Below are 24102 nucleotides of genomic sequence, written 5' to 3'. Positions count from 1 at the left end.
ATACAGACCTTTCTAAAGCGGGATGTTGGAATGGCGGCGGGCCGGGGTGCCGCCCACCTTGTCCGCCAGCAGCTGCAGATGGGACAGCACGGCGTTGCGCACTTCAGCGGCAGCCAGCAAGCCATCCACATAACCTTTCTTGGCGGAATACGACGCATTGGCATGCGCTGCGCGGTAGTCGTCCAGCAGCTTCTCCCTCAATGACGCAGGATCCGCCGCGGCGGCCAGCTCTCTGCGGAAAATGATGTCGACCGCCCCTTGCGGCCCCATCACGGCGATTTCCGCCTGCTCCAATGCGAAGGTGAAGTCGGTCGCGGACCAATTGGCCAGCGTCGGATAAGCGCCGCCGTAAGCCTTGCGCAGCACGATGGCCAGCTTGGGCACGCTGGCCTCGCAATAGGCGTGCAGCAGCTTGGCCCCGGCGCCGATGATGCCGCGCGTCTCCTGTTCGCGGCCGGGCAAGTAGCCGGGCACGTCCAGCAGCGTCAACAGCGGGATATCGAAGCTGTCGCACAAGCGCACGAAGCGAGCGCCCTTCAGCGAGGAGTCGACATCGAGACAACCTGCGCGCTGCAACGGCTGGCTGGCCAGCACGCCAACAGTGCGCCCGCCGAAGCGGGCGAAGCCGGTCACCAGGTTTGGGGCGTACTGGGCCTGGATTTCGAGGAATTCGTTGTTGTCGGCGATTTCGGCGACGACATCCAGCACATCGTAGGGTTCGTTCTGATGGGCTGGAATCAGCCGCTCCAGGCGCGGGGTGCGCCTGGGACCGGTATCCCCGCGATCGACGCGCGGCGTCGGACTGGCGTTGTTCTGCGGCAGGTAACCGAGCAGCTCCCGCACCAGCGCCACCGCCTGCTCGCGTCCATCACAATTGAAATGAGCCAAGCCAGTGACTTCGGCATGCAGCTGCGCGCCGCCGATCTCCTCCTTGGTGACGCTTTCGCCCGTCGCCGAACGGATCACCGACGGCCCGGTCAGGAACATCGTCGACTCCGCGCCCGCCATGACGATGAAGTCGGTCAAGGCCGGCGCATAGGCCGCGCCCCCGGCGCAGTCGCCCAGGATCACCGAGATCTGCGGCACCACGCCGGAAGCCTTGACCGTCTTGTGGAACACCTCGCTGAATTGCGCGCCGGCGTCGACTCCTTCGTGTATCCGAATCCCGGAGGAATCGTTGAGGCCTATCACCGGCAGGCCAAGCTGCAGCGCCATGTCCAGCAACTTGCCTATCCGCACCGCATGCACCCGGCTGGAACTGCCGCCGAGAAAATCGCGGTCATGGGCGTAAACCAGCACAGGCCGGCCGTCGATCCGGCCATGCCCGGTCACCAGGCCATCGCCGGGTACCTTGCGGCCGGCGGTGCCGAAGTGCTGGCAATCATGCTCGCTCAGCGCGTCCAGCTGGTAAAAACTGCCGCTATCGACCAGCCACTCTATGGCCTGCCATACCGCGGAATCACGCCGCGGCGTGCCCGTGGCGGAAAAAGAGGCCTGAACCGTCGTCATCGTCGCTTGCCTTCTCTGTTGTCAATCATCGTTCAACTCCATGGCCGGAACACGGCAACCGCCGGCGTTATCTGGCCACGATCGGGATATGCCGTCGCTGCGCCTGCTCCGGCAGGGGCTGTCCGGTCGACGGTTCGGAGAAGGCCAGCAGCAATTCGGCCTTCCTTTTGCCCATCGCCGGAATGGCGGCCAGCTTGACGTGGCCGTAACCGCGCACTGACTCCGGCAACCTGGCCAACTTCACCGCGATGGCCAGCTTGCCGCGCTCAAGGCCGGCGCAGAGGGTGTCCAGCAAGGACTCGTAGTCGGCCAGCAACTGCCGTTCCGCCCGGCGGTCTTCCTGGCCGGCGAAAGGATCGAACATCGAGCCCCTCAGGAAACGCAACCGGGCCAGACCACGCATCAACGGCAGGATCCAGCGGCCGACAGCCACCTTGCGCGGCTGTCGGCGCCAGAAGTTGAATACGTCCGGCGCCAGATGGAAGCGCAAGCCATCAAGGCTGCCGTGCTCCTCGGCCAAACGCTGCAGAAACCCCCTGTCGCTCAGTTGCCGCGCGACCTCGTACTCGTCCTTGCAAGCCATCAGCTTGTAAAGATTGCGCGCGACGGCGATCCGCAGCGCCTCCGCCTGGACGGCGTCTTCGCCCTGCCAGTCGCGGGTGGCCTGCTCCACCTTGCCCAGCCGCCGCAGATAGCGGGCCGCGTACTCCGGATTCTGGTATTCGGCCAGAAGGCGCATGCGGCTCAACTTCAGCCGCTCATAATCGTCGAACTCATCCTGCGTCCGCTCGCCGCCATCCAGCCGCCGCAGCGCGTCCGGATCGCCGGCGGCCAGGCGGCCGCAATCGAAGGCCGCCAGATTGTCGTCGCCGCTGCCTCCCTGCAGCCGTATCGCCTGCCGTACGGCATCCAGCCGCAGCGGCACCAGGCCGGCCTGCCAGGCGAAGCCCAGCAACAAGACATTGGCTTGCAGCGGAGTGGCGAAGCGCTCGGCCAACGCCTTCGCATCCAGCGCCAGCGCCTGCGCGCCGCTGCGCTTCTCCAACAGAGACAGCATTCCGTCGCTGTCGACCTGCAGCGTCGGATCGCGCAGCATCAGGCCAACCTGGGTCTCATGCAGGTTGGCGGCGATGCGCGTCCTCCCGGCGCGGATGCACTCCAGCGCCTCGCGCTCCGTGGCCACCACCAAATCGGCGGCGATCAGGGCATCGGCGCCGCCCCGGTCTATGCGGTTCTGATGTAACTGCGCGCGGTCGCTCGCCAGCCGGATGTGGCTCAGCACCGAACCGCCCTTCTGCGCGAAACCGGTGAAATCGAGCACCGATACCGCGGCCTGCTGCAAATGCGCGGCGGTCGCCACGATGGACGACACCGTCACTACGCCGGTACCGCCAATGCCGGTCAGCAGTATTTCGTACGGCGCCGTGCCCAGCGCCGCGCCGGGTTCGGGCAAGCGCGCCACCGCCTGTCCGACGGCTCTTTGCAGCTCGGCATCCGACCGCTTGACGCGAGGCCGCCCCCGCAGCGTCACGAAGCTGGGGCAAAAGCCCTTCAGGCACGACATATCGGTATTGCAGGAATGCTGGTCTATGCGCCGCTTGACGCCATGATCCGTCTTCAGCGGCACAACCGACAGGCAGTTGGAGGCTTTCTGGCAATCGCCGCACCCCTCGCAGACCTGTTCGTTGATCACCACGCTGCGGTTCAGCGCCGGCGCCTGCTTGCGCTTGCGGCGCCGCCTGGCCTCGGTCGCGCAGACTTGGTCGTAGATCAACAGCGAAACTCCGTTAAGCTCCCTCAGCTCACGCTGCACCTCGTCCATGCGGTCGCGATGATAGACGCGGGTGTCGCCAGGCAAGGCATTGTCGCCGACATATCGTCCGGGATCGTCGGCCACCACCACCACCCTGGCCACCCGCTCCGCCAGCGCCAGCCTGACGATTTGCGGCACTGTCAGCTTGCCGTCGATGGGCTGCCCCCCGGTCATCGCCACCGCATCGTTGTAAAGCAGCTTGTAAGTGATGTTGCTGCCGGCTGCCACCGCCTGGCGGATCGCCAGATGCCCGGAGTGGAAGAAAGTGCCATCCCCCATGTTCTGGAAGATGTGGCCGGTGTCGACGAAGCCTTCGGCGCCGAGCCAGTCCACGCCCTCCCCCCCCATCTGCACGCTGCCGCTGGTATGGCGTTCCGGAATCCGGGCTGCCATCGCATGGCAGCCTATCCCTAGTTGCGCCCGGCTGCCCTCGGGCACCAATGTCGACAGATTGTGCGGGCAGCCGGAACAAAAATAAGGCGTCCGCTTCAACAAGCCGGCGGGATGATCCAAGACCGGCTGTTGCCAGCAGGCCGGCAGGCCGGCGCTGACGCCCAGCGCCTGCAAGCGCGCCAGCAGCAACGGCGCCAAGCGGGACGGGCGCAGCTCTTCCGCCACCGGCAACAAGGGCCGGCCCTCTTCATCCTCCTTGCCGATGACTACCGGCCGCCGCGCCTCCGGCACGTTGTACAGATGCTGCTTCAGCAGCGCCTCCGCTACAGCAGCCTTCTCCTCGACCACCAGTACCGCTTCCGCCGTCTCCGCCAGCTCCGCAAGCAACGGAGACAATGGCCACACCAGCCCGACCTGCAATAAAGCGATGCCGGCCGACTCCAGCTCGGCCTCGCCCGCGCCCAGCTGGCGCAAGGCCTCCATCACGTCGCCGTGCGCCTTGCCGACTGCAGCGATCAGCAAGCGCGGCGCAGCCTGGCCGAAGGTAAGCTTGTCCAACGGATTGGCTCGGGCGAAGGCGGAAAAGGCTTCCAGCTTGAACGCCATCCGCTGCTCCATCTGCGGCCCCGGCAAATCGGGCCAGCGCCAGTGCAAGCCGTCGTTGCCCGGATCTACCGGCGGCAGCGAGAAAGAGCGGCGTTCGACCGAGCGGCAGGAGACCGAGCTTTCCACTGTTTCGCTGATGGCCTTGAATCCGATCCACAAGCCGGAATGCCGCGACGCCGCCCAGCCCCACAAACCGTATGCTTCGTAATCGGCGACCGAGGCCGGATGGATGACCGGCATGCCCCAGGCGATCAAAGTCTGATCCGACTGATGGGACATCGATGACGACACGCAGCCGTGGTCGTCGCCGACGATGACCAGCACGCCTCCCATCTCGGATGAGCCATAGGCATTGCCGTGATGCAACGCGTCGCCGGCGCGATCCACTCCCGGCCCCTTGCCATACCAGAGGCCAAACACGCCATCCACCTTGCGGTCGGCATCGCTGCCCACCCGTTGCGTGCCGAGCACGGCGGTTGCGGCCAGCTCTTCATTGATCGCCGGCAGAAAGCGGATGCCCGCCTGCTCGAGAACCCTCTTCGCCTTCCACATCTCCATGTCCACCGCGCCTAAGGGCGAACCCCGGTAGCCGCTGGCGAAACCCGCGGTATTCAGGCCCGCCTCGCGATCCGCCGCGGCCTGAGCCAGCATCATCCGCACGATGGCTTGCGTTCCCGACAACATGATGCGGCCGCCCGGGCGGGAAATTCCGATTTCATAGCGGTCTGCACCGCTAAAACCATTGTCAATTTCCATGAAGCATCTCCATCTTTTATGGTTGCTCGCTAGTCGGATCGCTGCGCCAACCGCCTGGCGGTTTCGATCGCATCGGCGATTGCCGCCCTGTCGTTGACCCGGCTGGCCAGCAATACCAGCAACTGCGCATCGACCAGCCTGGCCTGCTCGTCCGGCAAGTCCTGCCCGGCCTCCAGCAGCATGGAAAACAGCTCGTCGGGAGACGGCTGCATAGGGGCTTGCACATTGCTGGACATCAGGCGCGCCTTTCGAAAGTGGAGGAAACGGAGTGGCCCAAAGCCAGCCGCAGAGCCGCGGCCAGCTCGACCGGGTCAAGCAGGTCGGCGGCATAGCAGATATGCTGGTCGGGGCGGATCAGATAAACGCGGCGTTGCGCCGCTCGGTAACGCTCATGGGCCAGCCCGGCGTCATCGACAACATGAATGCGGCCATCGCCGCCTTCGCTTCCCGAACGGCCCACCGTCAACAGCGCCGCGCCGTGCAGGCGGCAGAAATGCCACGCGGCATCCACGTCGGACTCGCCATCGACGAAATACAGCAAAGTGAAGCGGTTGCCGATGCGCTCCAGCAGCCAGGCGGGTTGGCCCGCCAGCGACACCGGCGCGTCCAGAGCGGCATCGCCCGGCCCCGGTCCTTCCCGATGTCCGGCAGGCTGCAGCAAGCTGCAACCCGCCAGCGACGCCGGCCGCGACAACCGTCCGGAATTGACCATGGGGCGGATGGCCTCCTGCTCGGCGGACAACAGCAGCACAGCCTCCTTGAGCAGCCTGGCGCGCTCCGAACGCGGCGTAATGAAGTCAGCGCTGCGGCTGGAGTTGAGAATATTCTCGTCAGCCGCCAGACCACGCTCCTCGCCGTAACTGTCCAGCAAAGCCGGCCCCGCCCGTCCTGTAATGATTTCAGCCAGCTTCCAACCCAAGTTGTCAGCGTCCTGAATGCCGCCATTTCCGCCGCGGCCGCCGAAAGGGCTAACCTCATGCGCGCTGTCTCCGGCGAACACCACCGGTCCATGCACGAAGCGAGCCAGCCGGCGGCAACGGAAGGTATAGACGCTGACCCATTCAAGTTCGAAATCGATATCGTCGCCGAACATCCTGCGCAGCCTGGCCGCCACGCGCTCCGGCTCGCGCTCCAGCACTGGGTCTGCATCCGGCCCCAGCTGGAAATCGACGCGCCAGACATCATCAGGCTGTTTGTGGATCAGGACTGACTGCCCCTCATGGAAGGATGGCGAGAACCAAAAGCGGCGCTCCGCAGGCAAAGCGGCAGGCATGCGCACATCGGCGATCAGGAAGCGGTCATTGAACGTCCGTCCCTCGAAAGGCAGCTGTAGCGCCTGGCGCACAAAGGATCGGACACCATCGCACGCCACCAGCCAGTCGCAATGGATCTGATAGCCGCCCTGGTCGGTTGCGATATCGACAATGGCGCGGCGCGGCTCGCGCTGAACGCCTGCAACGCGATGCCCCCAGCGGAATTCGACCAAGCCCGATGCCAGGCAGGCATCGATCAACCACTCCTCCAGATAGTACTGCTGAAGATTGATGAAGGCCGGGTACTGGTGCCCCGGCTCAGGCAGATAATTGAACTCGAACAACTGCCGGTCTCCGTGCAACACCTTGCCCAGATGCCAACTGACGCCTTTTTCCAACAGTTGCTCGCCCAAACCCAGCCGTCCCAGTATTTCCAGACTGCGCTTGGCAAAAACAATCGCACGCGATCCATCAGAAACCTTGTCATCCTGATCGACCACCAGCGTGCGCACCCCCCGCCTAGCCAGATCCAGAGCCAGCACCAGCCCCACCAACCCCGCACCAGCGATGACAATTCCCCTTTCAATCAATGAATTGCCATCAAATCTAGTGCGTTCAAAAGTACGACGTTTCACCACCATGACCTGCTCCCGCGGAAAAGTGACAAAGCCATTCACCGCGGCGGAATTTACATTAGTAATAAATATCCATCAAGCATAATTATTCATTATGGTATATTCTATTCAGCAAAATAGCGCAGATGGAAAAATTTAACTAGAACATCATAGAAATATTTTTTCTTATTTTTCAAAAAGATAAAACAAATTGCACCTGATCCATGAAAATCATCCAGCCCTGAGCGGGCATGTCAATTGAATAGGCAAATCATGGCCAAATCTTCAATAATCAAATACTATTTCTATAGTTATTACTCGCATGCGATCATATTTGAAGGTCATAAAGACCGGGCTGAAAACACCCTTTGGCATGACCGCCTCACCCCATCCGGCACGCTCCACTCGGTGGCCAACGGAGGGGATGGCGCATGAACCTGTCGCGACGCGCGTTTCTGGAACATAGCCTGCTGTATGCAGCGCTGGCCCCCTTCGCTTCGCAAGCGGCCCAGGCCGAAGGAATGAAGCCTCGAGCCTTCTCCAACACGCAAGGATCCAACATGAAGCTGTCCCGCAACGAATACGACTACCGTCCGCCGCGCCTGCAAGACCTGCAGACAGCAAGCGACCCTCTGATCGTCTTGTGCACCCTGCTCGCCCGGGCCGACAACTCGCCGCTCAGCGAGCGACGGCGCGACCCCGGCTTTCTGATCGACCGCGACGGCCAATCCATCCAGGATCCGGCTGGCCACGATCAACGCCCCGCTTTCGATAGCCCGGTCAACGTATCGTTTGAAAAATGGGGTGAGTATTGGCGAAAAGTGCATGGCCCGCGCTTCCTGTATGCTCAAAAACCGCAGGATGGCGGCATCCAGCGCATGGTGCGCTACGATCAGGTGCACCGCCTCGCTTTCGGCCCGAGCAAGGGCAGCCCGCTGCCGTACCTCCCGCCCGTCGACAATGACGGCGAGCTGTTCCATACGGTGGTAGACCACGTGCCGGCATACCGTCGCCCAGACTGGGACGGCATCGCCTACCTGGGATTCAAAAGCACCGACGACATGGGCGCCGTCTTCTCCCAACCCAGCCTCGCCGCCACCATCATCCCGGAAGACAAGGCCATCTTCCGCGAATTGGCCCCGGTTTTGTCCCGCCAGCACATCATCATTCCCAGCGCGACTCAGCGAGACCCCATCCTGCTGGTCAAAACCCACCAGCGCCGCGCCGGCTTGAGCCGTCAGGAATTCCAGCATCAATGGCTGGCCGAGCACGCCGACCTGGTTCGCACCACACCCGCCACCGCGCGTTATGTCCGCCGCTACGTCCAGTTGCACGCGATCGGCCCGGAACAGGAAGGCCAACCGTTCTGGCACCCCGCCAGCAGCAAGATAGACGGCGTGACCTTGATGGCTTTTTCCAGCCTGAACGATCTGGAGGACTTCATGTTGAGCGAAGACTATCAGGCCATTGAACGCGACGAACAGCGCTTCGCCGATGCGGAACGCTCGGACTTCTGGACCGCGATGGGGATCAATGTAGTGAACCGCATCCAACAGGAAGTCGCCACCCCGCGCTAAGCCAGATGTCCCGCCATCGGCGGACAACCGACTGCGATGCGCCCGAGCCGGCAGGCCGGGCGCATCCCGCCCTTCACGCACCAGGCAATCACGAGAACAAAATGAGCAAGGCACTCCCCTTCAGGCTGATATTGGTCATGGCCATCGCCTGCGGCTTTTCCATCGCCAACATCTATTACAACCAGCCCCTGCTGGGCCTGCTGCAGCGCGAGTGGGGCGCATCCCCGCTGATCGGCCTGATACCCGCCATGACGCAGCTGGGGTTCGCCTTCGGCCTGATCCTGCTGGTTCCGCTCGGCGATGCCATGGACCGCAAGCGGCTGATTCTGGCGCAGACGCTGGCGCTGATCGCCTCCCTCGCCTGCATGGCCGCCAGCCCGACGCCGCCGTTGCTGTTGCTGGCCTCGGTCCTGGTCGGCGCCACCGCCACCATCGCTCAGCAAATCATTCCGTTCGCCGCGGAGCTTGCCGGACCGGAACAGCGCGGCAAGGTGGTCGGCCATGTGATGAGCGGCCTGCTAAGCGGCATTCTGCTGGCGCGCACGCTGAGCGGCTTCGCCGGCGCCTATCTGGGCTGGCGGGCGATGTTCATGGTGGGCGCGGCGCTGGCGATCGCCATGGGCTTGATGCTGCTGGCCTTTCTGCCGAGCAGCAAACCGACGGCGCAGCACGGCTATCCGGCACTGCTCGCCTCCCTGTTCAAGCTGGCTCGAGAGGAAAGGGAACTGCGCTACGCCATCCTGACCCAGGGCATGCTATTCGCCGCGTTCAGCGCCTTTTGGAGCACCTTGGTCTTGCTGCTGCAACAACCGGAGTTCCATATGGGCAGCCGCGAGGCGGGCCTGTTTGGCATCATCGGCTTGGTCGGCGTCCTGCTTGCGCCACAGGCTGGCAAGCTTGCAGACGCGCGCGGACCTCACGGCATCGTCAAGCTGGGGATCGCGCTGGTTGTCGCGTCGTTTCTGGTCTTCGGCGTGGCGCCGAACCTGATGGGACTGGTCGTCGGCGTGATTCTTCTGGACGCGGGCGTGCAAGTCGCCATGGTCTCGCACCAGACCATCATTTTCGCGCTGAACCCCGCGGCCCGCAGCCGCATCAACACCGTCTACATGACCGGATTATTTGTGGCGGGCGCGCTGGGTTCGGCCATAGGGGGATTCTGCTGGCAAATGCTGAATTGGAACGGCGTAGCCGCCGCGGGATTCGCGCTAGGCGTGCTCTCGACGTTTTTCCATCTGGGAATGGGCAGCCCGCAGCCTAGCCGTCAAACCGGCGGCCAAGGAGGCATCTAGCCTTCCGGCATCGTCTGCCAGCGGCCGCCATGCAGCATCTGCAGCGGCCGATAACCGGACTTGTACGCCATCTTGCGGCAGTCTGCTATCCAGTAGCCCAGATAGACGTAGCTCAGCCCCAGCATGCGTGCCTGCTCCACCTGCCACAGCACGTTGTAGACGCCCAGGCTGGACTGGCTGTCTTCCGGATCGTAAAAGGTGTAAACCGCCGACAAGCCATCCACCAGCCTATCCACCAGGCTGACCATCTTCAGCTCGCCATCCAGCCTGAATTCCGCCAGATGGCTGTCCACGCCGCTCTTCAGGATGAACTCGGAATACTGCTGCGCGTCGTCGTCCGACATGCCGCCGCCGGCATGGCGGGTCTGCTGATACCAGCGGTACAGCGCGTAATGTTCCGCGTCGAATGCGAGCGGCAGCCAGCGCGCGCTCATCCCGGCGCCTCGCCGCCACACTTTCCGCTGGGTACGGTTGGGCCGGAACTGGTCGACGGGCAGCCTGACCGGGATGCAGGCCTGGCATGAGTCGCAATAGGGCCGGTAGGTGTAGAGGCCGCTGCGGCGAAAACCCAGCCTGACCAGCTGGCTGTAGACGCCGCCGTCTATCGCCTCGGCCGGGATCGCGACTTGGGAGCGCGCCTGCCGCCCGGACAGATAGCTGCACGGGTACGGCGCCGTGGCGTAGAAATGGATGGCCGCGACCTGGCCGGCTTCACGATGACTCATGGCGGTAATGGTAATCCCACATCCGATCCGGCTGGGGATGCCGGACATTCTCTTTCAGAGTAGCAAGAAAAACATCGCGCGATATCAGCCTCGCGCCGAGGCTGGCCAGATGCTCGGTATGCATCTGGCAGTCTATCATCGTCACGCCCTGCGCCTGCAGATGCCGGACCATGTGGACGAAGGCGAGCTTGGAGGCGTCCCTTCTGCGGGAAAACATCGACTCGCCGTAGAACATGCGGCCGATGGACACGCCGTACAGCCCTCCGGCCAGCTCGCCATCGATCCAGGTTTCGAAACTGTGCGCGTAGCCGATCTGGTGCAGCCGGCAATAGGCGGCCACCATCTCGGGCACGATCCAGGTGCCGTCCTGCCCGGCCCTGGGCTCGGCGCAAGCGCGCATCACTTCTGGGAAGGCGCTGTCGACGCGGATTTCATAATCGAGATTGCGCAACGTCTTGGCCAGCGAGCGGCTGACCTTGAGCTCGTCGGGAAACATCACCATGCGCGGCGCGGGGGACCACCACAGTATCGGCTCGCCGTCGGAAAACCAGGGGAAGATGCCTTCCGAGTAAGCGGTGAGAATGCGGCGGGACGACAGATCGCCGCCGGCGGCCAGCAGGCCGTTGGGATGACTCAGGGCCTGCGACACCGGCGGGAAGACAGGCTCGGGACCGAGCCAGGGAATCATCCGCGGCGGCCGCTCTTGCCCAGGCAATCCGGGCACTCGCCGTACATGTACAGCGCGTGTTCGACGATGCGAAAGCCGTGCTGTTCGGCGATGCGGTCCTGCAGCGCCTCGATTTCCGGATCGAAGAACTCCACCACCTTGCCGCAGCTGACGCAGACCATGTGATCATGGTGGCCGCCCTGGTTCAGCTCGTACACCGCCTTGCCGGTCTCGAAATGGTGGCGCACCAGGATGCCGGCCTGTTCGAACTGGGTCAGCACGCGGTAAATGGTGGCGAGCCCGATGTCGATGTTTTCCGCCAGAAGCTTGCGGTAAACGTCTTCGGCGGACATATGGCCGGCGTCGCCCTGCTCGAACAGGTCGAGGATTTTCAGACGCGGTCCGGTGGCTTTGAGGCCGATATCTTTGAGGTGACTGGCTTTGCTCATCGTGATATAAAGTGTCTCGGTTTTCGAATCATGATAAAGCCTTTTGACGGCTTTGCCTAATTACAGCCTCATAAACGTTTGAGTCAATCGGAGTACCATGCGCGCCCTGATTTTCGCCGCCGTCATCGCAGTCGCCGGCTGCAGCTCGATGAACCCGCTCGACTGGAGCCACCGCGTGGAAGTCCAGCAAGGCAATTACGTGACCCAGGACGCCGTCGCCAAGCTCAAGCCCGGCATGACCCGCGCCCAGGTCCGCTTCCTGCTCGGCACCCCGCTGCTGACCGACCCCTTCCATGCCGACCGCTGGGACTACAAGTATAGCGACGCCAAAGGCGGCAAGGTGGATCCATCCACCGACAAGCTGCTGACCATCCACTTCAAGGGCGACGCGCTGGACCGCGTCGAAGGCAATGCCCAACCGGCGCCGCCCGCCAAGCAGCTGGACGCTTCCGCCCCCGCCCAGGAGGCGAAAAAGCCATGAGCCAGAACATCGTGATCGTCGGCGCGTCCGGCCGCATGGGCCGCGTGCTGATCGAAGCGGTGCTGGACGCTCCCGGCGCCCGGCTGCACGCGGCGATAGACCGCGCGGATTCGGGCTTCGTCGGCCAGGATGCCGGCCTGTTCTGCGGCCGCAGCAGCGGCGTCTTCATCAGCTCGGACTTCATCGCCGCGCTGGACGGCGCCGACGTGGTGATCGACTTCACCCGCCCCGAAGGCACGCTGGAGCACATGCTGGCCTGCGTAGAGCGCGGCGTGCGCATGGTGATCGGCACCACCGGCTTCGATGACGAAGGCAAAGCCGCCATCCGCGCCGCGGCCGGCAAGATCGGCATCGTGTTCGCGTCCAACTTCAGCGTGGGCGTCAACCTCACCTTCAAGCTGCTGGACATGGCCGCCCGCGTGCTGAACGAAGGCTACGACGTCGAAATCATCGAGGCGCACCACCGCTTCAAAGTGGACGCGCCGTCCGGCACCGCGCTGCGCATGGGCGAAGTGATCGCCGACGCGCTGGGCCGCGATCTGAAGCAATGCGCGGTCTATGGCCGCGAAGGCGTGACCGGCGAGCGCGACCCGCAGGCGATAGGCTTCGCGACCGTGCGCGGCGGCGACGTGGTCGGCGACCACACCGCGCTGTTCGCCGCGCTGGGCGAGCGCGTGGAGATCAGCCACAAGGCTTCCAGCCGCGCCACGTTCGCCAACGGCGCGGTGCGCGCCGCGCGCTGGCTGTCCGACAAGCGAAACGGCCTGTTCGACATGCAGGACGTGCTGGGCCTGCGCTGACGCCCGCGGAGGGGCGCCCGCCCCTCCCTTTCCATCCCATGCGCGTTCGCTCCCTCATCCTCGTCCTGCTTCCGCTGCTGGGCCTCACCGCCCTCGCCTCCCTGCTCCATCACAGCCAGCTGCAAGCCCTCAGCCTGCTGAAGCTGGATCCGCAACCGCCGCTGGAATGGCAGCTGCTGCTGGAGTTGCGCCTGCCGCGACTGTTCGCCGCCGCCTCCGCCGGCGCGCTGCTCGCCAGCGCCGGCTGCGCGGTGCAGGCGCGCTTCCGCAACCCGCTGGCCGAGCCGGGCCTGATCGGCATCAACAGCGGCGCGGCGCTGGCCGCGGCGCTGGCGCTGAGCCTGGGCGCCGGCCTTTATGGCGTGGCGGCGGCCGGCTTCGCCGGCGGCCTGGGCGCGCTGCTGCTGGTGAGAGTGCTGGGAAGCGACCACGACGGCAACCGGCTGATATTGAGCGGACTGGCGGTCAGCACCCTGCTCGGCAGCCTGTTGACCCTGCTGATCACCATGCTGCCCGACGGATCGCTGCGCGTAGTCACCTTCTGGCTGATGGGCAGCTTCGCCGGCGCAGAATGGCCGCAGGCGCTGACGCTGACCGTGGCCGCGCCGCTGATCTGGCTGGCGCTCTTCGGCCACTGGCGCTTCCTGAACGCCTTGCAGCTGGGCGAGAGTGCCGCCTTCCACCTGGGCTTTTCCGTGCGCGGCCAGGAATGGCGCATCGTATTGCTGGCGGCGCTGGCCGCCGGCTTGGTGGTGTCCGGGTGCGGCATGATAGGTTTCGTCGGACTGATGGCCCCGCACCTGGCGCGCCAGCTGGTCGGCAGCGACTCGCGCCGCCTGCTCGCCGCTTCTCCGCTGCTGGGGGCCTGGCTGACCGTCAGTTCAGACTGGCTGGCCCGCGGGCTGTTGGCGCCGGCGGAATTGCCGGTCGGCGTGATCACCAGCCTGCTGGGCGCGCCCTTCTTCCTGTGGCTGCTGCGCCGCCAGGAGGCCCGACATGCTTGAAGCCCGCGGCCTGTCGCTGCGCAAAGGCGGCCGAGCCCTGCTGACCGATGCCGGCCTGTCCCTGAAGCCCGGCGAATTGCTGACCGTGCTGGGGCCGAACGGCGCGGGGAAAAGCACCCTGCTCAAGCTATTGTCGGGGCTGTGGAAGCCGGATGCCGGCGAAATCCTGATCGCCGGCAGCCCTACGGCGCGGATGCGCAGCGCCGAACTCGCCGGCTGGCGGGCCGTGGTTGAACAGCATCCGGTGACGCCGTCGGGCTGGCGCGGCGCGGAACTGGTCGCCGCAGGCAGTTACCTGTATCCATCCGCAGACAGGCCGCGCGTCTGCGCGGCCGTGAACGAAGCCTTGCGCCTATGCGATGCGGCCGGACTCGCCGACCGGCACCTGGCCGACCTGTCCGGCGGCGAGCGGCAGCGCCTGCAACTGGCGCGCGCGCTGTGCCAGCTGCTGCTGTCGCCGCGCCCCGAACGTTATCTGCTGCTGGACGAGCCCACCGCGGCGCAGGACTTCGCGATGGCCGACGCGCTGATGACCCGGGTCCGGACACTGGCCCATGAGTTGGGCATCGGCGCGCTGGCCGTGGTGCACGACCTCAACCTGGCCCTGCGCCACGCCGACCGGGTGCTGCTGCTGAACGACGGCCGCGTCGCCGGCTGCGGCGACAATGCCGCGATGATGGAGCGCGAGCGGCTGGAGGCCATTTACGGCGTGCGGCTGGCGGAGCTGACGCACCCCGAACAACCATGGCGCGCCTTCATTCCCATGCCAGGCCAAGCGACCGGCAAGCCCTGACCTGTATTGCATTAGCCGGGCAAACCTGCGATCCTGACCTTCTCGCATCCGCGAACGGAAGAGAGAAGACATGCCGCTGCTAGCCGCTCTGCAATCGCTTCCCAACCAGTTCTGTGGCGAAGGCATCAACCACGAGGACCAGACCTTCACCGGCTGCCTGCATTGGCAAGCCCTGCCCGGCCAGCGCGCGCTGCTGCTGCACTACACGGCCAACGGCACCGATGGCGAAATCCTGCATCGAGAGACCACCCTGCTCGGTTACTTGCCCGACGGCACGCTCTGCCTGTGGCCGGTGATGGACGAGTTGCCCTACGTGCTGCCCCATCCGGCGATACGCCAAGCGGAAGGCGGGCATGGCGTGCTGGAGGTGGTGTTCTCCAGCGGCCCCCGCAGCCTGAGCGAGCATTTCCGCCAGGAGATCACCATCCGCATCGAAGCCAGCGGCCAGCTGCTGTATGCCCACGCCTGGGGCGAGCCTGGCGGCAGCTTCGAGGACCGTTCGCACTGCCGGCTGTCGCCGGTGGCCGGCACCGCCTGACCCCGAACGGCTCAAGCCCCCGCGCAAATGAAAACGGACGGCGCTTCCGCGCCGCCCGCCTCTCGCGCCCTGGCTGGCTCAGGCCGTCGCCGTCTCCCGCACCGCCTGCACCTCGTACACCTGCTTGACCTCGCCGTTGCTGTCCACGCTCTCCAGCCTGACGTCGAAACCCCACAGCCGGCACACATGCTTCAGCACTTCCTGGGCACTCTGCTCCTCCAGCGGCCGGCGGTTATGCATGGTATGGCGCAGTGTCAGGCTGCGGTCGCCGCGCATATTGACCGACCAGACCTGGATGTTGGGCTCCCGCGACCCCAGATTGTATTGCTCCGCCAGCTTGCCGCGGATGTCGCGGTAGCCTTCTTCGTCGTGGATGCTGGAGATTTCCAGCTTGTCATCGCGATCGTCGTCGCGAATCGAGAAGAAGCGGAAATCGCGGATCAGCTTGGGCGACAGATATTGCGAGATGAAGCTCTCGTCCTTGAAGTTGCGCATCGCGAACTCCAGCGACTCCCGCCAGTTGCTGCCGGCCAAGTCGGGGAACCAGGCCCTGTCCTCGTCGGTCGGCTCCTCGCAGATCCGCTTGATGTCCTGATACATCGCGAAGCCCAGCGCGTAGGGGTTGATTCCGCTGTACCAGCGGGCGGTGACCGGCGGCTGCGTCACCACATTGGTATGGCTCTGCAGGAATTCCAGCATGTAGCCATCGGTGATCAGGCCCTTGTCGTACAGCCGATTCATGATGGTGTAGTGCCAGAATGTCGCCCAGCCCTCGTTCATCACCTGGGTTTGCCGCTGCGGGTAGAAATACTGCGCCACCTTCCGGACGATGCGCACCACCTCGCGTTGCCACGGCTCCAGCAAAGGCGCCGACTTCTCGATGAAGTACAGGATGTTCTCCTGCGGCTCGGCCGGGAAACGCGGCGGCAGCTTGTCGCCGCCGTCCTTGTCGCGCTTGGGTATCGTGCGCCACAGATCGTTCACCTGCATCTGCAGATAGTGTTCGCGCTCTTCCTGGCGCGCCTGCTCCTTGGCCAGCGACAGCTTCTGCGGCCGCTTGTAGCGGTCCACGCCGTAATTCATCAAGGCGTGGCAGGAATCCAGCAGCTCCTCCACCTCATCGATGCCGTAGCGCTCCTCGCACTTCATGATGTAGCTCTTGGCGAACACCAGATAGTCGATGATGGCCGAGGCGTCGGTCCAGGAGCGGAACAGGTAGTTGCCCTTGAAGAAGCTGTTGTGGCCATAGGCGGCATGGGCGATCACCAGCGCCTGCATCATCATCGAGTTCTCTTCCATCAGATAGGCGATGCAGGGATTGGAATTGATCACGATCTCATAGGCCAGCCCCATCTGGCCGCGCTTGTAGCTCTTCTCGGTGGAGACGAAATGCTTGCCGTAGCTCCAGTGATGGTAATTGACCGGCATGCCCACCGAGGCGTAGGCGTCCATCATCTGCTCGGCGGTGATGATCTCCAGCTGGTTGGGATACACGTCCAGCTTGAATTCGTCCACCGCGATCTCGCGGATCGCGCGGTCGTATTCGCCCACCAGATCGAACGTCCATTCCGACCCCGTGGAAATCGGCGTCGAGCCTTCCCCCTTGCGCGTCCGTTTCATGCCGACACCCTCCCGTTCGCCGGCTGGCGCTTGAACAGTTCGCGGAACACCGGGTAAATGTCGGATGCGGAACGAATCTTCTGCATCGCGAACTGCGGACACTGAGCCTTGACCTTCAGGTACTCGTACCACAGGTTCTGCGGCTCGCCCTCGGTGATCTCGATATAAGCGAAATACTGGCAGTACGGCAGCAGGTTTTCCTCCAGGATGCGGCCGCAGTTGGCCGAATCGCTGTCCCAGTTGTCGCCGTCAGACGCCTGGGCGGCATAGATGTTCCACTCGCTGCTGGCGTAGCGCTTGCGGATGACGTCGCTCATCAGGTTCAACGCCGACGACACCACGGTGCCGCCGCTCTCGCGGGAGTGGAAGAAATCCTGCTCGTTGACCTCCACCGCGCTGGTATGGTGGCGGATGAACACGACTTCGATCTTCTCGTAATTGCGCTGCAGAAACATGTACAGCAGAATGAAGAAGCGCTTGGCCATGTCCTTCTTCTGCTCGTCCATCGAGCCGGACACGTCCATGATGCAGAACATCACCGCCTGGCTGGTCGGTTTAGGCTGCTTGACGCGGTTGTTGTAGCGCAGGTCGAACGGGTCTATCCACGGGATGCTGGCCAGCCGCTCCTTCATCTGGTGGATGCGCTGCCGCCGGTCCCGCACTTCCAGCGCGTTGTCGTCGTCGGACTCGATCAGCGTATCGAGCTCCTCCTCAGCCTCGTCTATGCTGCTGAGCGTCGGCGCGGCCATCGCCACGCGGCGCGCCAGCGCGCCGCGTGGCGAGCGGACGATGTTGATGTTGGTCGGCGTGCCGTCGTTGGTATAGCCGGCGCGCACCGTCTTCATCTCCTCGATGCCCATCAGCTGGGTCTTGACCAGGTTGGGCAGGGCCAGGTCGTCGAAGAATACGTTCATGAATTCCTCGCGCGACAGCTGGAACACGAAATCATCCTCGCCCTCGCCGTCCTGGCTGGCCTTGCTGCCGCCGCCGCCCGCGCCGCCCTGGGGCCGGGGAATACGGTCGCCCTTGACGAACTCCTCGTTGCCGGGATGGACGTTCTCCCACACCCCGCCTTTGCCATGATGGAACGAAGGCTCGGAGATGTCCTTCACCGGGATGGAAACCTTTTCCCCGCTTTCGATATCGGTGATGCTCCGCCCCTTGATCGCCTTGGAGACGGCTTCTTTGATTTGCGCCTTGAAACGGCGAAGAAAGCGCTCGCGATTGACCGCCGACTTGTTCTTGCCGTTGAGGCGTCTGTCTATGATGTGGGACATAGCCACCTCTCTGGCGCGCTGCGAGGGGCCGCCGGCTCCGTCTCCGGAGCCGATGGCCGATCGCCGCGCGCGGTTGTGTCTCCTTGTCGCCGCCCCATCTGGGGTCGGCGCCTCCTGCCGGCCTGGCTCGGGGAGCCAAGCCGGCGCGGGCGGCTTATGAGGACTTGCGCACGCGCAGATACCATTCGCACAGCAGCCGCACCTGCTTGGCGGTGTAACCCTTTTCCACCATGCGGTTGACGAAGTCTTCGTGCTTCTTGGCATCCTCGGCGCTGGCCTTGGCATTGAAGGAGATCACCGGCAGCAGCTCCTCGGTATTGGAGAACATCTTCTTCTCGATCACCGTGCGCAGCTTCTCGTAACTGGTCCAGGTCGGATTCTTGCCGCCGTTGTTGGCGCGGGCCCGCAACACGAAGTTGACGATCTCGTTGCGGAAATCCTTGGGATTGGAGATTCCCGCCGGCTTCTCGATCTTTTCCAGTTCCGCATTCAGCGACGTGCGGTCGAATATTTCGCCGGTATCTTGGTCGCGATATTCCTGATCCTGAATCCAGTAATCGGCGAAAGTCACATAACGGTCGAAAATGTTCTGGCCATATTCGGAATAACTTTCCAGATAGGCGGTCTGGATTTCCTTGCCGATGAATTCAACGTATTTCGGCGCCAGATATTCCTTCAGGAAAGTCAGGTATTTCTGTTCCGTTTCGGCTGGAAACTGTTCGCGCTCGACCTGCTGCTCGATCACGTACAGCAAATGCACCGGGTTGGCGGCCACTTCGCTGTGGTCGAAGTTGAACACCTTGGACAGGATCTTGTAGGCGAAACGGGTGGACAAGCCCGACATGCCTTCGTCCACGCCGGCGTAGTCGCGGTATTCCTGCAGCGACTTGGCCTTGGGATCGGTGTCTTTCAGGTTCTCGCCGTCATACACCTGCATCTTGCTGTACAGGCTGGAGTTTTCCGGTTCCTTCAGCCGCGACAGCACCGCGAACTGGGCCATCATCTTCAGCGTGCCCGGCGCGCACGGCGCCTTGCCCAGCGAGGAGTTGCGGATCAGCTTGTCGTAGATCTTGATTTCCTCGGCCACGCGCAGGCAGTAAGGCACCTTGACGATGTAGATCCGGTCGAGGAAGGCCTCGTTGTTCTTGTTGTTGCGGAACTGCTTCCACTCGCTCTCGTTGGAGTGCGCGAGGATGATGCCTTCGAAGGGTATCGCGCCGAAGCCTTCAGTGCCCTTGAAGTTGCCTTCCTGGGTGGCCGTCAGCAAGGGGTGCAGCACCTTGATCGGCGCCTTGAACATTTCGACGAACTCGAGCAAGCCCTGGTTCGCCAGGCACAGGCCGCCGGAATAGCTGTAGGCGTCCGGATCGTCCTGCGCGTACTTTTCCAGCTTGCGGATGTCCACCTTGCCCACCAGCGAGCTGATGTCCTGGTTGTTCTCGTCGCCCGGCTCGGTCTTGGCCACGGCCACCTGGCGCAGCACCGACGGATAGCGCTTGACCACGCGGAACTGGCCGATGTCGCCGTTGAACTCGTGCAGGCGCTTGACCGCCCACGGGCTGGGGATGCCTTTCAGGTAACGGCGCGGAATGCCGTATTGCTCTTCGAGGATGGGGCCGTCTTCATCGTAATTGAACAGGGACAGCGGCGACTCGTTGACCGGGCTGCCCTTCAGGCAATAGAAGGGCACCAGCTCCATCAGTTCCTTCAGTTTCTCGGCGATCGACGACTTGCCGCCGCCGACCGGTCCCAGCAGATAGAGGATCTGCTTCTTCTCCTCCAGGCCCTGGGCCGCGTGGCGGAAATAGGCGACTACCTGCTCGATCACCTCTTCGGTGCCGTAGAAATCGCGGAACGCCGGGTAAACCTTGATGACTTTGTTGGAGAAAATGCGGGACAGCCGCGAATCGTGACGGGTATCGACCAGTTCCGGCTCGCCGATGGCGGTCAGCATGCGCTCCGCCGCCGTGGCGTAGGCGCCCGGATCTTTCTTGCACAGCTCCAGGTACTCCTGGATCGTGTACTCCTCCTCGCGGGTCTTGTCGTATCGCACTGCGTAGTGACTGAAGATATCCGGGTGCATGACTCTCTCCTGGCTGGTAGCAGGGGCTTGGCATGCTGCGACTCGCAATCTGCCTTTCCCCTTGCTGAATTAGAGTACTGACGGTGTCTCCGGTTCTGTTTTGGGTATAGCATAGCAGCGCCAATCAACCGGATAAAAGCCGGTCCGAACCGGGTCAGGCAGCGCCGAGAACATTGTGCGAGGGAAGCTATTGAATCAATGGATTTTTTTAAATTCTGATTTTTGTAACAATTGATGAAGCTTAGTAAATTCTTGTAATACCTACAGAAATTAATGCGAAAAAACCGTTGAATATTGTCCGCTCAGGTTTTCCGCACCAGAATTCGAACACCTATTTCATATATCAGTCCGCGCTGCACCTCATTGCAGCGCTTGACCTCCACCTCGGCCTCGAAAGGCTTGCCCGAGGCTGCGCCGACGCCGGGCACCAGCACGATCACATTGAGCTTTTCCCCATACTGCGGCACGAAGGCAGAACGCAGGGCCATGCCGTCCACCGACAGGTCCACGCACTCGCCGTAAAACGTTTGCCCGCTCAGCAGCGACTTGATGCGGGCCTTGCACCCCATGCTGACCCGGCGGCCGCGCCGCCGGTCGTAATACGCGTCAAATCTCGACACCTCGCATCCTCCCGCCCAGGTAGGCCGCCAGCCAGTGCAGGCCGACGATGGACTTGCTGTCGCAAATCTCGCCGGTCAGCGCCATGTTCATCGCGGCATCCAGGGGCAGGGTCAGCACCTCCAGGAATTCGCCCGCGTCCAGTTGCCTTTCGCTAAGCATAAGATCTTGCGCGAGGTAATAGCTGATTTTTTCGTTGGAATAGCCGATGCAAGGATGGGCGGTGCCCAGATAAGTCCAGCGCCCGGCCCGATAGCCGGTCTCCTCCAGCAGCTCGCGCCTGGCTGTCAGCTCCGGAGCCTCGTCCGGATCGATCTTGCCGGCCGGAATCTCGATGAACTCGCGGCCGGCCGGATAGCGGTATTGCCGCTCCAGCACCAGCTCGCCTTCCGGCGTCAGCGCCAATACCGCCACCGCGCCGGGATGAAGGATGTATTCGCGCGCGGATTCGTTTCCGTCCGGCAGGGCCACCCTGTCCTTGCGCACCTTGATGAAACCGCCCTGATAGACCAGCTCCGACGACAACTGCTTCTCAACGAGATCCACACTTCACCTTTCTATCGTTCCACGCGCTGACGACCGCCCAGCGCCACAGCACCCGGGTGGCCAGATAGCCGGCCGCGCCCAAGGTCAGCCCCAGCGCCGGCATGCCCACCAGCAGCGGCCAGCCAAGATCGATCAGCCAGCTCAAAGTCTGCCTCATCCAGGCAGCCGGTCCCAAGACGAACAGGCCGGGAGGAGCCGTCATTGTAGCCGCCGCATCCGAACCCAGTAACCACCTGCCGTAGCAATAGGCCAGATAGTACAGCGGCAATACGGTGAGCGGATTGCTGTACAGCGACACCACCATCGCCGCCGGAAGATTGACCCGCAGCAGCAGCGCCAGCGCCAGCGCGGTCGCCTTCTGGGTGAAACCCGGCATCACGCCGGAATACAAGCCCACCGCCACGCCCATCGCCACCTTGCGGCGATTGAACGACCAATAGGCGGGTCGGTCCAGGTACGGCGCCAGCAAGCGCATGCCAGGCCGCGCGAACCAATTGTGCCTGGCCGCGGAAAAGCGGCGCATTTTGCGTTTGAGCCAGGTCATTTCATTTCATGCCGTCGCGTTGCCGTTAAACCACACTCGGGTGGATACGCAAACGCGATTTAGTTGTCAAAAGCTCGGGAATAATTTAAACAAACGTTTGAACGAATATCATGGCCCGATCAGGACCCATCATAACAACGTATCGCCCTGGCACGCACCAGGCCGCGCCCAACCAACTGGAGAAACCGAATGCCTGCTTACAAAGCCCCGCTGCGCGATTTTGACTTCGTTCTCAACGAGCTGATCAAGGTACAGGACATCATCCCCACGTTGCCGGGATATGAAGAAGCCACTCAGGACATCTTCAGCGCCTATCTGGAGCAGGCGGCCCAATTCTGCGAATCCGAGCTCGCCCCGCTCAACCGCCAGGGCGACGAGGAAGGCTGTCACTACGATAGCGCCACCAAGTCCGTCACCACGCCGGCCGGATTCAAGGAAGCCTACAAGCAGTATTGCGAGCTGGGCTTCCCCGCGCTGGACTGCGACCCGGCTTATGGCGGCCAGGGCCTGCCCAAGAGCCTGGGCTTCCCCATCATGGAAATGCAGTGCTCGGCCAACGTGGCGTGGTCGATGTATCCCGGCTTGTCCCACGGCGCCTATTCCGCCATCCACGCCCACGGCACCGACGAGCAGAAAGCGGCCTACCTGCCCAAACTGGTGGACGGCAGCTGGACCGGCACCATGTGCCTGACCGAACCGCACTGCGGCACCGACCTGGGCCTGCTCAAATCCAAGGCGGAACCGCAGGAAGACGGCAGCTACCGCATCAGCGGCACCAAGATCTTCATCTCCGCCGGCGAGCATGATCTGTCGGAAAACATCATCCACCTGGTGCTGGCCCGCCTGCCGGACGCGCCCAAGGACGTGAAGGGCATCTCGCTGTTCATCGTGCCCAAGTACCTGGCCGACGGCAGCCGCAACGCCGTCGCCTGCGGCAGCCTGGAACACAAGATGGGCATCAAGGCCAACGCCACCGCGGTGATCAATCTGGACGGCGCCAAGGGCTGGCTGATCGGCGAAGCCAACAAGGGCCTGTCCTGCATGTTCACCATGATGAACGCCGCCCGACTGGGCTGCGGCATGCAGGGCCTCGGCCTGGGCGAGGCTTCGTTCCAGGGCGCGCTCGCCTACGCCCGCGAGCGGCTGCAAATGCGCGCGCTGAACGGCGCCAAGTGCCCGGACAAGGCGGCCGATCCCATCATCGTCCATCCCGACGTACGCCGCATGCTGCTGACGCAGAAAGCCTACACCGAAGCCGGCCGCGCGCTGGCCGCCCTGCTGGCGCTGCAGCTGGACATCGAGGACAAGCACCCGGACGCCGCCGTCCGCGCCGACGCCGCCGACCTGGTGGCGCTGCTGACCCCGGTGGCCAAGGCCTTCATGACCGACAACGGCTTCGTCGCCGCCAACCATGGCGTGCAGGTGTTCGGCGGCCATGGCTACATCCGCGAATGGGGCATGGAACAGCTGGTGCGCGACGCCCGCATCTCGCAGATCTACGAAGGCACCAACGGCATCCAGGCCATCGACCTGCTGGGCCGCAAGGTGCTGCTGGACCAAGGCGCCAAACTGCGCAAGTTCACCAAGCTGATCCACACGTTCTGCCAGCGGCACGAAGGCCATCCGCAGCTGGGCGAGTTCGTCACCCCGCTGGCCAAGCTGATGAAGGAAGTGGGCGAACTGACCATGGGCGTGGGCATGGCCAGCCTGCAAGACAAGGACGAGGCCGGCGCGGCCGCCGCCGACTACCTGCGCCTGATCGGCCACCTGACCTACGCCTGGCTGTGGGCGCGCATGGCCGAGGTGTCCTTCGCCAAGCTCGGCCAGGGAGACGACGCGTTCTACCACGCCAAGATCGCCACCGCCCGCTTCTATTACGCCAAGCTGCTGCCGGAAGCGGAAGCGCTGAAAGCCGGCATCAAGGCCGGCGCCAAGCCCCTGATGGCGCTGGACGAAGCGCACTTCGCCTTCTAAGCCGCGCCATCCTCCACTCGCAGGCCGCGCCCAGGCGCGGCCTGTGTCATTTTGATCAGCAAAATCACTTACTTGCCTGCGGCCGCCCCAAGTTTTCGGCCAAGCTGCCGATAAGGGGGCATACTGAAGTCGTTCCCTCAACTCAACGCGCGTGCGCCTGCAGAATAACG

General features: G+C 63.6%; 21 protein-coding genes. 8 read left to right on the top strand and 13 right to left on the bottom strand.

Going from position 1 to position 24102, the window contains the following annotated elements; all coding sequences use genetic code 11:
• Positions 1 to 12 precede the first annotated feature (12 nt).
• From CV_RS08845 to CV_RS08830, 4 genes are all read right to left on the bottom strand, one after another.
• Positions 13 to 1509, bottom strand: coding sequence for an acyl-CoA carboxylase subunit beta (locus CV_RS08845; protein ID WP_011135357.1), 1497 nt, complete (start codon positions 1507 to 1509; stop codon positions 13 to 15).
• 67 nt (positions 1510 to 1576) lie between these two features.
• Positions 1577 to 5077 (bottom strand): indolepyruvate ferredoxin oxidoreductase family protein, encoded by a 3501-nt coding sequence (locus CV_RS08840; RefSeq protein ID WP_011135356.1) that lies wholly within the window; start codon positions 5075 to 5077, stop codon positions 1577 to 1579.
• A 29-nt stretch (positions 5078 to 5106) separates the two neighbouring features.
• On the bottom strand, positions 5107 to 5313 hold the full coding sequence (locus CV_RS08835; protein ID WP_080508961.1) for a DUF2783 domain-containing protein: 207 nt from the start codon (positions 5311 to 5313) through the stop codon (positions 5107 to 5109).
• On the bottom strand, positions 5313 to 6971 hold the full coding sequence (locus CV_RS08830; protein WP_147296189.1) for an FAD-dependent monooxygenase: 1659 nt from the start codon (positions 6969 to 6971) through the stop codon (positions 5313 to 5315). The genes CV_RS08835 and CV_RS08830 overlap by 1 nt, the downstream gene beginning before the upstream one ends.
• A gap of 404 nt (positions 6972 to 7375) precedes the next feature.
• Here CV_RS08830 and CV_RS08825 point away from each other — a divergent pair, with 404 nt between their 5' ends.
• Together CV_RS08825 and CV_RS08820 are read left to right on the top strand one after the other, a co-directional pair.
• On the top strand, positions 7376 to 8521 hold the full coding sequence (locus CV_RS08825) for an EthD domain-containing protein (RefSeq protein WP_011135353.1): 1146 nt from the start codon (positions 7376 to 7378) through the stop codon (positions 8519 to 8521).
• A 101-nt stretch (positions 8522 to 8622) separates the two neighbouring features.
• The gene (locus tag CV_RS08820; RefSeq protein WP_043595888.1) at positions 8623 to 9813 is read left to right on the top strand and encodes an MFS transporter; all 1191 of its coding nucleotides are present in this window, start codon (positions 8623 to 8625) and stop codon (positions 9811 to 9813) included.
• Here the strand turns inward: CV_RS08820 and CV_RS08815 are convergent.
• From CV_RS08815 to fur, 3 genes are read right to left on the bottom strand one after another with little or no spacing between them, the layout of a single operon-like run.
• Positions 9810 to 10538, bottom strand: a complete 729-nt coding sequence (locus CV_RS08815) for an arginyltransferase (protein ID WP_011135351.1) — start codon at positions 10536 to 10538, stop codon at positions 9810 to 9812. The genes CV_RS08820 and CV_RS08815 overlap by 4 nt on opposite strands.
• A complete protein-coding gene (aat, locus tag CV_RS08810) occupies positions 10525 to 11226 on the bottom strand; it encodes a leucyl/phenylalanyl-tRNA--protein transferase (protein ID WP_011135350.1) in 702 nt (233 codons plus the stop codon). Before aat ends, CV_RS08815 begins: the two co-directional genes overlap by 14 nt.
• Positions 11223 to 11654, bottom strand: coding sequence for a ferric iron uptake transcriptional regulator (gene fur, locus CV_RS08805; protein WP_011135349.1), 432 nt, complete (start codon positions 11652 to 11654; stop codon positions 11223 to 11225). Before fur ends, aat begins: the two co-directional genes overlap by 4 nt.
• Before the next feature lie 97 nt (positions 11655 to 11751).
• Between fur and CV_RS08800 the strand changes: the two genes are divergently transcribed.
• The 5 genes from CV_RS08800 (at position 11752) to CV_RS08780 (ending at position 15270) form a co-directional block, all read left to right on the top strand.
• Positions 11752 to 12135: an outer membrane protein assembly factor BamE gene (locus tag CV_RS08800; protein ID WP_011135348.1), complete on the top strand. Its 384-nt coding sequence runs from the start codon at positions 11752 to 11754 to the stop codon at positions 12133 to 12135.
• Positions 12132 to 12935: a 4-hydroxy-tetrahydrodipicolinate reductase gene (gene dapB, locus CV_RS08795; RefSeq protein WP_011135347.1), complete on the top strand. Its 804-nt coding sequence runs from the start codon at positions 12132 to 12134 to the stop codon at positions 12933 to 12935. Before CV_RS08800 ends, dapB begins: the two co-directional genes overlap by 4 nt.
• A gap of 38 nt (positions 12936 to 12973) precedes the next feature.
• Positions 12974 to 13939: a FecCD family ABC transporter permease gene (locus CV_RS08790; RefSeq protein ID WP_011135346.1), complete on the top strand. Its 966-nt coding sequence runs from the start codon at positions 12974 to 12976 to the stop codon at positions 13937 to 13939.
• On the top strand, positions 13932 to 14732 hold the full coding sequence (locus CV_RS08785) for an ABC transporter ATP-binding protein (RefSeq protein ID WP_011135345.1): 801 nt from the start codon (positions 13932 to 13934) through the stop codon (positions 14730 to 14732). Before CV_RS08790 ends, CV_RS08785 begins: the two co-directional genes overlap by 8 nt.
• Before the next feature lie 70 nt (positions 14733 to 14802).
• A complete protein-coding gene (locus CV_RS08780) occupies positions 14803 to 15270 on the top strand; it encodes a hypothetical protein (RefSeq protein ID WP_011135344.1) in 468 nt (155 codons plus the stop codon).
• Positions 15271 to 15348: 78 nt separating this feature from the next.
• Here CV_RS08780 and CV_RS08775 read toward each other — a convergent pair whose 3' ends face one another.
• The 6 genes from CV_RS08775 to CV_RS08750 all read right to left on the bottom strand — a co-directional run bounded on the left by CV_RS08775 (position 15349) and on the right by CV_RS08750 (position 21958).
• Complete coding sequence (locus tag CV_RS08775; protein ID WP_011135343.1) at positions 15349 to 16890, bottom strand: SpoVR family protein; 1542 nt, start codon at positions 16888 to 16890, stop codon at positions 15349 to 15351.
• Positions 16887 to 18167: a YeaH/YhbH family protein gene (locus tag CV_RS08770; protein ID WP_011135342.1), complete on the bottom strand. Its 1281-nt coding sequence runs from the start codon at positions 18165 to 18167 to the stop codon at positions 16887 to 16889. Before CV_RS08770 ends, CV_RS08775 begins: the two co-directional genes overlap by 4 nt.
• A gap of 154 nt (positions 18168 to 18321) precedes the next feature.
• Positions 18322 to 20250 (bottom strand): PrkA family serine protein kinase, encoded by a 1929-nt coding sequence (locus CV_RS08765; protein ID WP_011135341.1) that lies wholly within the window; start codon positions 20248 to 20250, stop codon positions 18322 to 18324.
• A 302-nt stretch (positions 20251 to 20552) separates the two neighbouring features.
• Entirely contained in the window at positions 20553 to 20870 is a 318-nt protein-coding gene (locus tag CV_RS08760; protein ID WP_076226329.1) for a PilZ domain-containing protein, read from the bottom strand.
• Entirely contained in the window at positions 20857 to 21414 is a 558-nt protein-coding gene (locus CV_RS08755; protein WP_043595887.1) for an NUDIX domain-containing protein, read from the bottom strand. The genes CV_RS08760 and CV_RS08755 overlap by 14 nt, the downstream gene beginning before the upstream one ends.
• On the bottom strand, positions 21401 to 21958 hold the full coding sequence (locus tag CV_RS08750; RefSeq protein WP_011135338.1) for a DUF2062 domain-containing protein: 558 nt from the start codon (positions 21956 to 21958) through the stop codon (positions 21401 to 21403). The genes CV_RS08755 and CV_RS08750 overlap by 14 nt, the downstream gene beginning before the upstream one ends.
• 189 nt (positions 21959 to 22147) lie before the next feature.
• Between CV_RS08750 and CV_RS08745 the strand changes: the two genes are divergently transcribed.
• Positions 22148 to 23932, top strand: coding sequence for an acyl-CoA dehydrogenase C-terminal domain-containing protein (locus CV_RS08745; protein ID WP_011135337.1), 1785 nt, complete (start codon positions 22148 to 22150; stop codon positions 23930 to 23932).
• Positions 23933 to 24102 lie beyond the last annotated feature (170 nt).

The organism is Chromobacterium violaceum ATCC 12472 (genome assembly GCF_000007705.1).
Lineage (GTDB): Bacteria > Pseudomonadota > Gammaproteobacteria > Burkholderiales > Chromobacteriaceae > Chromobacterium > Chromobacterium violaceum.
Note: the sequence above shows the minus strand (reverse complement) of the source record. Positions and strands in the feature narration are given on the sequence as shown.

What these genes read in the sequence shown, in the direction of transcription:
- CV_RS08845 (WP_011135357.1), bottom strand. Translation starts at nt 1,509, where the DNA reads ATGACGACGGTTCAGGCCTCTTTTTCCGCCACGGGCACGCCGCGGCGT.
- CV_RS08840 (WP_011135356.1), bottom strand. Translation starts at nt 5,077, where the DNA reads ATGGAAATTGACAATGGTTTTAGCGGTGCAGACCGCTATGAAATCGGA.
- CV_RS08835 (WP_080508961.1), bottom strand. Translation starts at nt 5,313, where the DNA reads ATGTCCAGCAATGTGCAAGCCCCTATGCAGCCGTCTCCCGACGAGCTG.
- CV_RS08830 (WP_147296189.1), bottom strand. Translation starts at nt 6,971, where the DNA reads ATGGTGGTGAAACGTCGTACTTTTGAACGCACTAGATTTGATGGCAAT.
- CV_RS08825 (WP_011135353.1), top strand. Translation starts at nt 7,376, where the DNA reads ATGAACCTGTCGCGACGCGCGTTTCTGGAACATAGCCTGCTGTATGCA.
- CV_RS08820 (WP_043595888.1), top strand. Translation starts at nt 8,623, where the DNA reads ATGAGCAAGGCACTCCCCTTCAGGCTGATATTGGTCATGGCCATCGCC.
- CV_RS08815 (WP_011135351.1), bottom strand. Translation starts at nt 10,538, where the DNA reads ATGAGTCATCGTGAAGCCGGCCAGGTCGCGGCCATCCATTTCTACGCC.
- aat (WP_011135350.1), bottom strand. Translation starts at nt 11,226, where the DNA reads ATGATTCCCTGGCTCGGTCCCGAGCCTGTCTTCCCGCCGGTGTCGCAG.
- fur (WP_011135349.1), bottom strand. Translation starts at nt 11,654, where the DNA reads ATGAGCAAAGCCAGTCACCTCAAAGATATCGGCCTCAAAGCCACCGGA.
- CV_RS08800 (WP_011135348.1), top strand. Translation starts at nt 11,752, where the DNA reads ATGCGCGCCCTGATTTTCGCCGCCGTCATCGCAGTCGCCGGCTGCAGC.
- dapB (WP_011135347.1), top strand. Translation starts at nt 12,132, where the DNA reads ATGAGCCAGAACATCGTGATCGTCGGCGCGTCCGGCCGCATGGGCCGC.
- CV_RS08790 (WP_011135346.1), top strand. Translation starts at nt 12,974, where the DNA reads ATGCGCGTTCGCTCCCTCATCCTCGTCCTGCTTCCGCTGCTGGGCCTC.
- CV_RS08785 (WP_011135345.1), top strand. Translation starts at nt 13,932, where the DNA reads ATGCTTGAAGCCCGCGGCCTGTCGCTGCGCAAAGGCGGCCGAGCCCTG.
- CV_RS08780 (WP_011135344.1), top strand. Translation starts at nt 14,803, where the DNA reads ATGCCGCTGCTAGCCGCTCTGCAATCGCTTCCCAACCAGTTCTGTGGC.
- CV_RS08775 (WP_011135343.1), bottom strand. Translation starts at nt 16,890, where the DNA reads ATGAAACGGACGCGCAAGGGGGAAGGCTCGACGCCGATTTCCACGGGG.
- CV_RS08770 (WP_011135342.1), bottom strand. Translation starts at nt 18,167, where the DNA reads ATGTCCCACATCATAGACAGACGCCTCAACGGCAAGAACAAGTCGGCG.
- CV_RS08765 (WP_011135341.1), bottom strand. Translation starts at nt 20,250, where the DNA reads ATGCACCCGGATATCTTCAGTCACTACGCAGTGCGATACGACAAGACC.
- CV_RS08750 (WP_011135338.1), bottom strand. Translation starts at nt 21,958, where the DNA reads ATGACCTGGCTCAAACGCAAAATGCGCCGCTTTTCCGCGGCCAGGCAC.
- CV_RS08745 (WP_011135337.1), top strand. Translation starts at nt 22,148, where the DNA reads ATGCCTGCTTACAAAGCCCCGCTGCGCGATTTTGACTTCGTTCTCAAC.